The organism is Faecalicoccus pleomorphus DSM 20574 (assembly GCF_000420345.1).
Lineage (GTDB): Bacteria > Bacillota_I > Bacilli_A > Erysipelotrichales > Erysipelotrichaceae > Faecalicoccus > Faecalicoccus pleomorphus.
In genome coordinates this window covers 1-13,219 of sequence record NZ_ATUT01000005.1, presented here as the reverse complement: position 1 = coordinate 13,219, position 13,219 = coordinate 1, and the positions used below count along the sequence as shown (strand labels likewise).

At 39.4% G+C, this 13,219-nt stretch carries 11 protein-coding genes; 8 read left to right on the top strand and 3 right to left on the bottom strand.

Features of this window, described 5'->3' with window-relative positions; genetic code table 11:
• The first annotated feature begins 202 nt into the window (after positions 1 to 202).
• The 3 genes from G413_RS11715 to G413_RS0103600 all read left to right on the top strand — a co-directional run bounded on the left by G413_RS11715 (position 203) and on the right by G413_RS0103600 (position 3,851).
• Positions 203 to 1,360, top strand: a complete 1,158-nt coding sequence (locus G413_RS11715) for a M15 family metallopeptidase (RefSeq protein WP_022789576.1) — start codon at positions 203 to 205, stop codon at positions 1,358 to 1,360.
• Between the two features lie 148 nt (positions 1,361 to 1,508).
• Complete coding sequence (locus G413_RS0103605; protein WP_022789575.1) at positions 1,509 to 2,606, top strand: glycerol dehydrogenase; 1,098 nt, start codon at positions 1,509 to 1,511, stop codon at positions 2,604 to 2,606.
• Between the two features lie 78 nt (positions 2,607 to 2,684).
• Entirely contained in the window at positions 2,685 to 3,851 is a 1,167-nt protein-coding gene (locus G413_RS0103600; RefSeq protein WP_022789574.1) for an iron-containing alcohol dehydrogenase, read from the top strand.
• Between the two features lie 9 nt (positions 3,852 to 3,860).
• On the opposite strand, the gene nrdG is transcribed toward G413_RS0103600, so the two are convergent.
• A complete protein-coding gene (gene nrdG, locus G413_RS0103595) occupies positions 3,861 to 4,382 on the bottom strand; it encodes an anaerobic ribonucleoside-triphosphate reductase activating protein (RefSeq protein WP_022789573.1) in 522 nt (173 codons plus the stop codon).
• Positions 4,383 to 4,448: 66 nt separating this feature from the next.
• On the bottom strand, positions 4,449 to 6,623 hold the full coding sequence (nrdD, locus tag G413_RS0103590; RefSeq protein WP_022789572.1) for an anaerobic ribonucleoside-triphosphate reductase: 2,175 nt from the start codon (positions 6,621 to 6,623) through the stop codon (positions 4,449 to 4,451).
• A 293-nt stretch (positions 6,624 to 6,916) separates the two neighbouring features.
• Here nrdD and G413_RS0103585 point away from each other — a divergent pair, with 293 nt between their 5' ends.
• The 5 genes from G413_RS0103585 to G413_RS0103565 all read left to right on the top strand — a co-directional run bounded on the left by G413_RS0103585 (position 6,917) and on the right by G413_RS0103565 (position 12,688).
• Entirely contained in the window at positions 6,917 to 7,696 is a 780-nt protein-coding gene (locus tag G413_RS0103585) for an alpha/beta hydrolase (protein ID WP_022789571.1), read from the top strand.
• A 5-nt stretch (positions 7,697 to 7,701) separates the two neighbouring features.
• The gene (gene nhaC, locus G413_RS0103580; RefSeq protein WP_037614345.1) at positions 7,702 to 9,132 is read left to right on the top strand and encodes a Na+/H+ antiporter NhaC; all 1,431 of its coding nucleotides are present in this window, start codon (positions 7,702 to 7,704) and stop codon (positions 9,130 to 9,132) included.
• Between the two features lie 64 nt (positions 9,133 to 9,196).
• On the top strand, positions 9,197 to 9,952 hold the full coding sequence (locus G413_RS0103575; protein ID WP_022789569.1) for a glucose 1-dehydrogenase: 756 nt from the start codon (positions 9,197 to 9,199) through the stop codon (positions 9,950 to 9,952).
• 70 nt (positions 9,953 to 10,022) lie between these two features.
• Positions 10,023 to 11,600: a 2,3-bisphosphoglycerate-independent phosphoglycerate mutase gene (gene gpmI / locus G413_RS0103570; protein WP_022789568.1), complete on the top strand. Its 1,578-nt coding sequence runs from the start codon at positions 10,023 to 10,025 to the stop codon at positions 11,598 to 11,600.
• A gap of 86 nt (positions 11,601 to 11,686) precedes the next feature.
• Entirely contained in the window at positions 11,687 to 12,688 is a 1,002-nt protein-coding gene (locus G413_RS0103565) for a hypothetical protein (RefSeq protein WP_022789567.1), read from the top strand.
• Between the two features lie 58 nt (positions 12,689 to 12,746).
• Here the strand turns inward: G413_RS0103565 and G413_RS0103560 are convergent, their stop codons facing one another.
• Positions 12,747 to 13,124 (bottom strand): hypothetical protein, encoded by a 378-nt coding sequence (locus tag G413_RS0103560; RefSeq protein WP_147285020.1) that lies wholly within the window; start codon positions 13,122 to 13,124, stop codon positions 12,747 to 12,749.
• Positions 13,125 to 13,219 lie beyond the last annotated feature (95 nt).

Genomic DNA, 13,219 nt, shown 5'->3' with positions numbered 1-13,219 from the left:
TCAGTTATGCTTATATAGGGTATAACAACTTTAAACTTCAAAAATTATTATTGCTAAAGAATAATAGAAATATGAATTCATATGTGTAATTTTGTCATCGAATGAATGAAAATCTTATCGACGAGAATAAGATGCAGGAAATCAGACTATCATGACCAATTCACATCAGTCATGATATAATGAGGTCGAAGGAAGATTGGCCATGAAAAAGAAAAGAATAATAATTGGTGCTGTATCTTCGATGTTAGTACTTACTGTCAGTGCAGGTACTTGGTATTTAAATCAACCTTGTTTAATCTATCATGATTTTAATTTTGAATATGGAAAACCAATTTCGATCACAAAGGAAGATATTTTTTCTCAGGAAGATTTGAAGCGTATAAAGGATCTTAAAATTGACTTGTCAGATATCAAAAATGAGAAGGATAAAGAATATCCGGAAGTGGGAAACTATGAATGTAAAGTGACATATTCCAAATGGTTTATACCACATACAAGTTCCATCCAAATTCAAGTGGAAGATACAACAAAACCAAAGTTTTCAAAATTTTCAGATGTTGTAGAAATTCCTTTAGGCTCTGATCAGAATTATGATTTTTCAAGCTACTTTTTGGCAGAAGATCTAAGCGAAACATCGATCCAATACAAAACAGAGGAAGTTGATTTTTTGAATCCGGGAGATTATAGAATGATGATCATTGCATCGGATACTTATGGTAACAGTATTGAAAAAGAATGTATTGTCAGAGTTCAGTATGAGAAAGAAACTTCATCAACAGAGCAGACAAATTCATCACCAAATAAATCTGCCGAAAATGAAGAAGATCAATCGGTTGTTTCATCAGATCCGTATTATGTTCAGGGAATCATGGTCGTGAATAAAAAACATGGTTTACCGGCTAATTATGCACCGCAAAAAAATGCAGAGGCAGGTGCAAAGATTCGACAGTTGATTGCGGATATGCAAAGTCAAGGCTATGCGATTAGTAGTTCGTATAGTGGATATAGGAGTTACAGTTATCAATCTTCTTTATATAATAATTACGTGAACAGTTATGGGCAGGCACAAGCCGATCGTTTTTCCGCAAGACCAGGTTATTCGGAACATCAGACAGGTCTGGCATTTGATTTAAAGCATAGTAATGGAACTCTGGTAGAGACTACGCCGGAAGTCAATTGGATTGCAGCACATGCGCATGAATACGGTTTTATAGTTCGTTATCCTTCCGGAAAAGAATCGGTCACAGGATATATGCCAGAGCCGTGGCATTTAAGGTATGTAGGCGATCAAGCTTCAGCAATTTATGCTTCTGGATTAACTCTGGAGGAATATCTGGGGATTTCTGGTGGTGGATACTAATAACAACAATCCGAATCATCTATTTATATTTATACTGAACTAAAGTTGGATTATCAAAGATTGAATTATCTGGAAACCACACGTTTCTTACTGATACCGCTTTCAAATATTGTTAAATCTGATAAAATAAAGTCAGGAGGTCTATACGATGACAAAAATCTTATTTAGTCCCGGAAAATATATTCAAGGTCCGGGAGAAATCAACAATGTTGGTAAATATGCTGCAGGTCTGGGAAAGAAGGCTTTGATTCTAATCAGCGCTGGTGGGTTTAGAAGAAATGGACAGGATATTCTGGATGGTTTTGAAACCGAAGATTGCACATGTGAATTTGAGATGTTTAATGGTGAATGTTCATATAATGAAATTAAAAGAATCAGTGCTCTTGTAGAAGAGAAACAATGTGATTTGATCATTGGTGTTGGTGGTGGAAAGATCTTTGATACAGCCAAGGCAGTTGCTTATTATGAAAAGACACCGGTTATGATCTGTCCGACTATTGCCAGTACAGATGCACCATGCAGTGCTTTATCGGTTATTTATACAGATGAAGGTGTATTTGAGGAATATCTATTCTTGCCGAGCAATCCAAATATTGTTCTTTTGGATACAGAGATCATTGCCAAGTCGCCGGTTCGTTTGACGATGGCCGGAATTGGTGATGCATTAGCGACTTATTTTGAAGCTAGAGCCTGTGTGGAAAGTGAAGCTACGACTTGTGCAAATGGAAAAGCAACGAGTGCTGCTTATGCCTTGGCAAAACTATGTTTTGATACATTGATGGAAGAAGGTTATAAGGCAAAAGTGGCTTTGGAAGCCGGAGCTCTTACGCCGGCTGTGGAAAAGATCGTAGAGGCAAATACTTTGTTGTCAGGAATCGGCTTTGAATCTTGTGGTCTTGCCGGAGCCCATGCGATCCATAATGGATTGACTGTGTTAGAAGAATGTCACTCGCTGTATCATGGAGAAAAAGTGGCATTTGGTACGATCGTACAACTCGTACTGGAAAATGTGCCTTTAGAGGAGCTGGAAGATATCATTGAATTCTGTATTTGTGTAGGATTGCCAGTTACATTAGAACAATTAGGTGTAACGGAAATCACCGAAGAAAAGATTCGTGCAGTTGCCAAAGCAGCGGCAGCTGAAACAGATACGCTTCATAATATGCCATTTGAGGTTACGGAAGAATCTACATATAATGCGATCTTGGCAGCTAATGCCTATGGACATCAGTATTTAGGAAAGTAAGAACATGAATATGTAGGATATGCAAGTTTGCATATCCTACTTTTTTCTGTGATACAATAAGGAAAAAGGAGCTTTATAATGAATAATTTTGAATTTTATTCTCCGACACGTATTCTTTTTGGTAAAGGAAGCATGAACAAGATTCATGAACATGTACCAAAAATAGGTAAACGAGTTTTATTAGTGTACGGCAAAGGGAGTATCAAACACAATGGTATTTATGATACGGTGATGCGAGAGCTATCGGACTGCAAGGTAGTCGAATTATCTGGTGTAGAGCCAAATCCGAAAATTGAATCCGTTAAGCAGGGAGTAAAGCTGTGTCGAAAACATCAAGTTGAAGTGGTGATGGCCATTGGTGGCGGTAGCTCATTTGATTGTGCTAAAGCTATCGCTGCCGCAACGTTTTATGAAGGCGATGCGTGGGATTTAGTGATTGGACAAGCAAAGGTGACGAAAGCTTTACCGGTCGTTTGTGTCGTGACGATGAGTGCTACCGGCTCAGAAATGAACAATGTTGCTGTGATTTCCAATATGAAAACGCATCAAAAAATTGGTTTGCATGATGATCTTTTATGTCCAGTGCTTTCTATTTTGGATCCAGAAAATCTATATAGTGTACCACCGATGCAAACAGCAGCCGGTACAGCGGATATCCTTTCGCATTTGTGGGAACAATTCTTTACGAATGTAGAGGATGCTTATGTCCAGGATGGTTTAGCCATCGGTGCTATGAAAGCCTGTATTCATTATGGTCCGATTGCCATCCATGAACCAACCAATTATAGCGCTAGGGCGAACTTGATGTGGGCAGCTCCTATGGCTTTAAATGGTTTGTTGAAGACGGGCTATTCCATGACTTGGTCTTGTCATGGAATGGAACATGTGTTAAGTGCTTATTATGATATTACGCATGGTGTGGGCTTAGCTATTTTAACACCACGTTGGATGCGTTATGTATTAGATGAGACAACAGTGTCTCGCTTTAAAAAGTACGGAGTTGAAGTTTGGGGCTTGGATGCTTCCAAAGATGAATTTTGGATTGCGAATAAGGCGATAGAAAAAACGGAAAACTTTTTGTACAAGACATTGGGGTTGCCTTCTACTTTACAAGAGGTTGGAATTGATGATTCGAAATTAGATGAAATGGCAGATAGTTGCATAAGAGATAAAGGTGGAAAAATTAAGGGATTTAAAACTTTATATAAAGAGGATGTCTTACAGATCTTTAAAAATAGTTTATAAAAAAAGAAGTTATTCTAAATATAGGATAACTTCTTTTTCTTGTAAGCTCTTTTTTAAATCAATGACTCTTTGGTTTTCGCTGCCACGAAAAGCTAAAGCAATATTTTTTTGTTCCTGTTTAAAAGGACCATCCACCAATACATCAATATACGAAAGCATTTCATCGGTTACTTCACAATACCTTCTTCCACCTTCTAATAAATCTTGATCCAGGATAAAGCCGGTATAAGACCAGATATCTTTATCAGGATAGGTTTCTTTTACTTTTTTTAAAAGATGAACCAGCTCTCTTTGATTTTCAGGCTCAAAGGGCTCTCCTCCTAATAAAGTTAATCCTTGAATATAGCCGGGCTTTAAAGCTTCCAGAATTTCCTGTTCTGTTTCTTTTGTGTAAGGTTTTCCATAGTTAAAATCCCATGTTTCGGGCTGAAAGCAGCCAGGACAACAATTCGTGCAGCCGGATACAAATAAGGTGACGCGAACACCTTCACCATCGGCAATGTCATAATGTTTTATATTTCCGTAGTTCATGTTTTAACCTCTTCTGTTTTTATTATATAGGGAAATGGATAAAAAAAGAGAGAAAATCTCTCTTTTTTACAAATGTAGTACGCGTTCTTTGATTTCCTGTGTACGTCCCTGATTCCAGAACTGCGTTCCGATATAACCGCAGGTACGACGGGCTACATTCATTTTTTCCTGATCGCGGTTTCCGCAGTTCGGGCATTCCCATACCAGTTTGTGATTTTCGTCTTCTACGATCTGGATTTCACCGGTATAGCCGCAGACTTGGCAATAATCGCTCTTCGTATTCAATTCGGCATACATGATGTGATTATAGATATGTTCGATTACTGACAATACAGCTGGAATGTTATTTTCCATATTTGGTACTTCTACATAGCTGATGGCGCCGCCTGGTGATAACTTCTGGAACTGTGCTTCAAAAGTTAGTTTATCAAAGGCGTTGATTTCCTCAGTTACGTGTACATGATAGCTGTTTGTGATGTAGTTTTTATCGGTTACTTTTGGAATAACGCCAAAGCGATCCTGCAGTTTTTTGGCAAACTTATAGGTTGTTGATTCCATTGGTGTTCCATATAAAGAGAAATCCATGTTGTTTTCTTTTTTCCATTTGGCGCAGGCATCGTTTAAATACTGCATTACTTTTAATCCAAAGCTAGTACCCGGCTCTTCTGTGTGAGGAACACCGGTCATATATTGTACACACTCACAAAGTCCGGCATAGCCTAAGGAGATTGTAGAGTATCCACCATATAATAACTTATCGATCGTTTCGCCTTTTTCCAGTCGAGCTAAGGCACCATTTTGCCATAAGATAGGTGCTACATCACTTGGAGTGCCCTTTAATCGGTTGTGACGACACATCAATGCTCTGTAACAAAGATCCAGTCTTTCATCCATGATCTTCCAGAAGCGTTTTTCATCGCCCTTGGAAGAGCAGGCTACATCAACAAGGTTGATTGTAACAACGCCCTGGTTAAAGCGTCCGTAATATTTTGGCTTTCCATTTTCATCCACATATGGTGTTAAGAAAGAACGGCATCCCATACATGGATAACATTGTCCGTTTCCGTTTTGATCAACTTTAAGCTGCTTCATCATCTTTTCGGAAATGTAATCCGGAACCATACGTTTGGCAGTACACTTGGCAGCTAATTCTGTCAAATAATAGTATTTACTTGTTTTATGAATGTTGTCTTCTTCTAAAACATAGATCAGTTTTGGGAAGGCCGGAGTGATCCAAACGCCTTTTTCGTTTTTTACACCCTGCATTCTTTGTTTTAGAACTTCTTCGATAATCAAAGCCAAGTCATCGCGAGTCTGTCCTTCTTCGACTTCATCCAGGTACATGAATACGGTTACGAATGGGGCTTGTCCGTTGGTTGTCATTAAAGTGATGACCTGGTACTGGATCATCTGTACTCCTTTTTCGATTTCACGAAGTACACGCATTTCGGCAATCTGATTGATTTTTTCTTCGATGACATCCATGTTCATGGCTTCAAACTCATCTTTGACTTCTTTACGAGCCTTTTCACGGCTGATTTGTACAAAAGGAGCTAAATGAGACAAGGTGATACTTTGTCCTCCGTATTGCGAGCTTGCCACCTGTGCGATAATCTGGGTTGCGATGTTACAGGCGGTTGAAAAGCTGTGTGGTTTTTCAATCATGGTTTCCGAAATTACAGTTCCATTTTGTAACATATCTTCCAGGTTAACTAAGCAACAGTTATGCATGTGCTGGGCAAAGTAGTCCGAATCATGAAAGTGAATCAATCCCTGCTCATGAGCTTCAATGATATCCTGTGGTAATAAGAAACGCTTTGTGATATCTTTAGAAACTTCGCCGGCCATGTAATCACGTTGTACACTGTTGACCAAAGGGTTTTTGTTAGAGTTTTCCTGTTTTACTTCTTCATTGTTTCTTTCTAACAAGCTTAAAATTTGCTGGTCAGTTGAGTTGGCTTTACGAACCAAGGCTCTTTCGTAACGATAGGTAATATAGTTGTGTGCCACCGAATAATATTGTTCTTTCATAATGGCGGTTTCTACCATATCCTGAATTTCTTCTACACTGGGGCTTCGTTTCATGGCCTTGCACTGGGCCTCTACCTGTTTTGAAATCTTTAAAATGGTTGCCTCACTCATCTGGGAATGAGAGGTTGCTTTGTTGGCTTTTCGGATGGCATTTTCAATCTTTTGAACATCAAAAATGACTTCTTCACCGCTTCGTTTGATGACTTTCATGATGCATTCTCCTTTATCTATTTAAAAAATAGTTGAACGTTCAACTATTTTTGTTAACTGTACTTCTAGTATATCGATTTTAGATAAAAAAACAAGGTCAAAATCGAGACCTTTTTGGACACCTCCTTTAGATAAAGGGAGTTTATACAAAAAAACTTTACTTCTTAAAAAGTGCAAACTGAAAAAGAAGGAGAATATAAAAATGTTCATAAAATGAGAACATATATTCATGAAATATTGACAAAAATGATATTTAGGTGCAAAATAAGGAAGATTTTAGGAAGGGAAACGGTATGGAAAAATATGTAGAAATCAACAGCATGGGCTATACCTTGCGCGGTATGATGCATATACCCGAAAACAGGAATGAAAAGATTCCGTTTGTGATCTTGTTTCATGGCTTTCAAGACGATCGAAATGAGATCAACTTTGTGCATACGGAACTTTCCAGGCGGTTGTGTGAAAGAGGAATCGGCTCAGTGCGGTTTGACTTTTTAGGTAGCGGAGAAAGCGATGGTTGCTTTGAAGATATTACGGTATCCCGTGAGGTACAGAATGGATTAGATATCCTGGACTATGTAGATGCATTACCTTTTGTGGACTCATCACGAATTGCTCTGCATGGTTTATCCTTGGGTGGTTGTGTTGCCGGCATGGTAGCCGGATTAAGAAAAGAAAAGGTCAAGGCGTTAAGCCTATGGTGTCCGGCGCTGGATCTTGTCTATAACATGCGTGAAAAAAATCTTTGTGGACAAGATGTATCGGATATCGAAGAAAAAGGCTATGCGGATGTGGAAGGACTTCGTTTATCCCTTGATTTTTATAAAGATTGTCTGGGTATCGATCCGTATGCGATTGCTTCACAATTTGATAAGCGGGTCAATCTGGTTCATGGCGATCAGGATATCACAGCTTCATGTGATGTTTCACGAAAGCTCAAAGACATGTATGGTGATCGAGCGGATTTGTTGATCGTTTCAGGGGCTGAGCATCGTTTCACTTCGGTGCCATATCGAAAAGCACGAATGGAGAGTGCCTTGCGATTTTTGTGTAATGAATTAAAGAAGGGATGAGAGGTATGAAAAGAGTAAGAAAAGAGCCAACGACGTTATTTGCGTTAACATCATTTTTGTTGATCATTGCGGTCTTGGTGGTTTTGATCAACCTGGGGGTAAACACGACGATTTCCATTTTTTTAGGCGCAGTCGTTGCGGTAGGCATTGCCCTGGCTTTGGGAATTTCATGGGATGAAATTGAAAAAACGATCAAAAATGTAATTGCGGACAGTACGCCAACTTTCTTAATTGTCTTAATGGTAGGTATGTTAGTGGGGATATGGATGGCTTCGGGAACAGTTCCGGCTTTAATGTATTATGGTATGGAGCTGATTTCACCGACGATCCTGGTGCCGCTTGCTTTTATTTTGAGCAGTGTCACTTCAATTTTTACTGGGACCTCTTTTGGTTCGGTGGCCACGATGGGATTGGCGATGGTCGGTATTGCCATGACAACCGATATATCGATTCCACTTGTAGTAGGTGCTATCGTATCCGGGGCCTGGTTAGGTGATAAAATGTCACCATTATCGGATACGACCAATATGGCAAGTGGTGTCAGTAAGGTTCCGTTATATGATCATATCGGATCAATGATGTACACAACACTGCCGGCGGCCTTGATTGCGATCGTTTTATTTGCGATTGCCGGATTTGCCTTTGGCGCCGGATCTATGGATGCCAGTCAGTCGCAGCTGATCATGTCCACATTGGAAGAGCATTTTAATATGTCATTGATCTTGATTCTTCCGGCCATTCTAGTTTTACTGGTTTCTGTATTTAAGATGCCGGCAATTTTGGGGATGGGCTTGACCGTTATTATCAGTGCTATTTTTGCCATGGTTTTTCAAGGCGTAGGCTTTGTCGATTTGATGAATTATGCGTTTAATGGTTTTAGTATTGAAACTGGGGTTGCGATTGTCGATCCGATGTTAAATCGTGGCGGTGTCACCAGCATGATGGAATTGTTGGGTATCTTTATGATGGCTTCTGTCATGGGTGCGGTCATCACTTCGACCGGTATCCTGGATGTCATTGCGCGTAATGTATTATTGAAGTTTATCAAAAACCGCGTTGTTTTAGTGTTTACGACATTGATTTACTGTTACGTGGTGAATTTCTTGGCTGCCGGTGGACAAATTGTGTCGATCATCGTTACCGAACAAACGTTTGAAGAAGCTTTTGATCGCATGGGAATCCATCGTAAGGTCTTATCAAGAACGTTGGAAGATGCCGGTACTTTAAGTGCACCAATCGTTCCCTGGGGCGTTGCGACTATTTATGTTATGAGCGTGCTCAATGTGGACGCTTCTTACATTCCCTATTGTTGGTTTATATTCCTGGTACCTGTCTTTTCCATTCTATGTTCTGTTACCGGAATCGGTATGTGGAATACGAAGGGAGAAAAGATGTGGGGCCGCCAAAAAGCCGGTGCCACACCTCTTGTCAAATAAGCGTCTTAGGGCGCTTTTTTTGTGGGATTTACGATATAATAAAAAGTAGAAGGAGGTATGAAAAATGCGTCTAAAAGAGAAATCAATCGTAGTAACAGGAGCCAGTTCCGGTATGGGAAAAGCCATTGTGGAGCGCTTTGTCAAAGAAGGAGCTTTGGTTGTGGCTGTCGCTCGAAGGAAGGAAAGATTGGATGCTTTAAAGGAAAGTCTGGCGCAGGAAAAGGGGCAGGTGCTGGTTTTCCAGGGCGATGTATCCAAAAAAGAAGATAATGAAAAGATGATCGAACTGGCCGTTCAACATTTTGGAAAGCTGGATGTTTTGGTCAACAATGCCGGCATCATGGATGATATGTCCGGTATAGGAGATGCCACAGATGAAAAGTATGAACAAGTGATGAAGGTTAATGTATATGGACCGATGTGTGCCATGCGAAAAGCGGTTTCTGTTTTTAAGGAACAAGGTCATGGCAATATCATCAATGTCGCCAGTGTCGGCGGTATGAGAACGGCCGCCGGTGCTATTTATTGTGCCAGTAAGGCGGCTTTGTTGGCGATGACCAGAAATACCGCATTCATGTATATTCCGGATCATATTCGATGCAATGCGATTGCACCTGGCGGTATTCAAACGGAAATTGCCAATTCCATGGGAATGCCTAATCCAAATGGGTATGCACGAGTACAAAAGGTTTTGGCCGCAGCACCACAGCCTGGAGCGCCGGAAGATATTGCGGCTGCTGCACTCTTTTTGGCCAGCGATGAATCACAGTATATCAATGGGGATACCTTAGTTGTCGATGGTGGGTGGATTGCCGGTTAGTCCAGGCATATTACATTGAATTTAGTGATGGTTAGTGGTATATTTATGTCGATAAAATGGAGGAACAAATATGAACAAAAGACCTGTAATCTTAGTGGTTATGGACGGTGTCGGAATCAATGCCAGTGAATTTGGAAATGCCGTTGCCTTAGCCAATAAACCTACTTTAGACAAATTATGGAAAGAATGCCCTCATACGCAGCTGCGCGCTCATGGTTTGGCTGTTGGTTTGCCAAGTGATGGAGATATGGGAAACTCTGAAGTTGGTCACAATGCGATCGGATGTGGACAAATCTATTCTCAGGGCGCCAAGCTTGTCAATGAAAATATCGATACAAAAGAAATGTTTGAATCTAAAACATGGAAAGAATTAGTAGAAAATGCCAAAGGCCACACGATGCATTTCATGGGTCTTTTGAGTGATGGAAACGTACATTCTCATATCAATCACTTAAAGGCTTTGATCGAACAGGCCAAAAAAGAAGGAATTCATGAAGTTCGAGTACATGCATTATTAGATGGACGTGATGTTCCGGAAACCAGCGCATTGACGTATGTGGACGATATTGAAAACTTCATGAATGGATTAAACGATGATACATTCCACGCCTGCATTGCCAGTGGTGGTGGACGTATGCAGATCACGATGGATCGTTACGAAGCTAACTGGGGTATGGTTGAAAAAGGATGGCACATCCACGTATTAGGTGATGGTCGTCAGTTTGAAAGTGCTACACAAGCCATTGAAACATATCGTGAAGAATTAGGTGTGATTGACCAGGATCTGCCGGGCTTTGTCATTGCCAAAGACGGTAAACCGGTTGGAACCATCGAAGATGGCGATAGTGTAATTTTGTTTAACTTCCGTGGTGACCGTGCTCAGGAGATTTCTTTAGCATTTGATACGGATGAAAGCTTCGATAAATTCGATCGTGTACGCAAGCCGAATGTGATGTATGCCGGTATGCTGCAATATGATGCCGATCTGGATATTCCACACAAATATCTGACAGAACCACCAAAAATCAAATACACTTTGACAGAAGAATTGTGTAAACACGGGATCAAAGAATATGCGATTTCCGAAACACAGAAATATGGACATGTAACTTACTTCTGGAATGGAAACCGTTCTGAAAAATTCGATGAAGCTTTGGAGACCTATGTGGAAATTCCTAGTGATGTCATTCCATTTGAACAACGCCCTTGGATGAAATCAGCCGAAATTACTGACCAGCTGATTGAAGCCATTGAAAGCCAACAGTATGATTTCTTACGTACCAACTATCCAAATGGAGATATGGTTGGACATACAGGAAGTCTTCCGGCTACGATCATTGGTGTAGAATCTGTCGATTTGGCTTTGGCTAGATTGATCAAAGCGGTTGATAAAGTTAACGGTATCTTGTTAGTGACAGCCGATCACGGAAATGCCGATGAAATGTATGACAAACCGAAAAAAGAAGGAGCGCCAATCAAGGCTAAAACTTCACATACATTGAATCGTGTACCATTCATTGTATATGGAGCCAATGTTGAATTAAAACAGGATGATTCTTTAGGATTGTCAAATATCGCCAGCACGGTAGCTGATTTCTTAGGTGTAGAACCAAACGAACACTGGAATGAATCTTTGTTGAAAAAGTAAAACAAACAATTAGGAAGGATCGAAGGAAAGCTTTGATCCTTTTTTTGCTTGCGAAGAAAAAATGGCAGCTTATAGAAAGGATAGGTATGAAAACAATAAAAAAAGTGTGCTTTTGTCTTCTTCTGTGTCTAGGTGGTATTGGTTGTAGTCCATCAACTTCTTTAGACTTTTGGACGATTACATACGATCAAATCGAGAGCTATTTGAATGAAAACGGTAACCTGAGCGATGATTGGTACATCGGGCTACAAGGAAAAGATTTGGCAGTTGATAAGGATTATCCGGAATTGACGATTCATCAATACGGAGATCAGCAGGAATGTGTTTTAAGCTTTCAAATGGATGCAAAAAATAAGCCGTATATCGCATATCAATATACGATGGAAACGGAAGCCGCATTAGGAAGAACTAAGCAAAAATCACTAGAGTTAACATCAACGGATGCCGGATTTACAAAGTATGATATGAAATATACAGAAACGATTTTAGAAGATGGTAATTTTATTTCACAGAATACTGCCAGTGGGATATTACAGGTACAGGAAGATCAGACCTTGCGGTTTGATTCTATTTCTTTGTTAAAGGAGTCTATGGAAAACTTAAATGTTATGATTGATAATATAGAAAAGACATTTGATATCGATTATACAAAAACCTCCTTCGTCAATGTACCGGCTTTAGCACAGAAAACAAATATTCCAGAAACAGAAGAAATTCCAGAGGAAACGGCCGATAATATTGCTTATTTCAGCAAGCCAGATATCAATGCCAAAGGCTTTTCTTTGGTGACATGTCTTGAAATTAATAAAACAAATCCTAGTAGTGCCATATTTTCAGAGTTTAATGTGGAAAGACAAAGTGATGAGTTTTCATACAATATTTCTTTAGAAAAACAATCTCAGGAAAACTGTTATGCACTTATATTTCCTTTTGATTCAGATTTTTCATATATCGCATATATTGATGAAACGCAGGCTTATTTATATGATACATCATTTACTGTGGAAAACATGGTGCAGGATCTTGCGCAAGGTGGCAGTCAGGCAGTGCTCGTTTTATCAACGGAAAATGAAAGTTATAAAGAATGATAATTTTCATAATAAGAAAACTAACATTATATAACCTAAAAAGGCACATCGTGCCTTTTTAGTGTGTAGATAGTTTTAAAACATCATCTAAGCTAAGCCTTGTGATATCGGCAATAAGATTATGATGTAAACCTTCAGATAACATGTTTAATGCGATTTCTGTTTTACTTTTTGTAATACATTCCTGTTTAAGTTTTTCTACAGCTTTGCACATATTGACTCTTCTTTTCTGACTGTGTGTTTGTATAAACTTTTGATTTAAATTCACAAATACATTGGCATGATGAAGTATATCTTCTTCAATCTCTTGCAGTAATGCATCCTTATACAGATTGTCCCATCTTTCCTGATCGGCATATTGTATGATACGAAAGAACTTCTGTAAATAAAGACACATGAAATCAATAAGATCACTATTGATATCAAACAACTTCATCTCATAATCAAGGTTTCATCTTTGTTCCAGTCGCTTTTATGTATGCACTCATACAAGGTTTTACGATGTTCCCATTTTGATTCGCCCATGTAAAG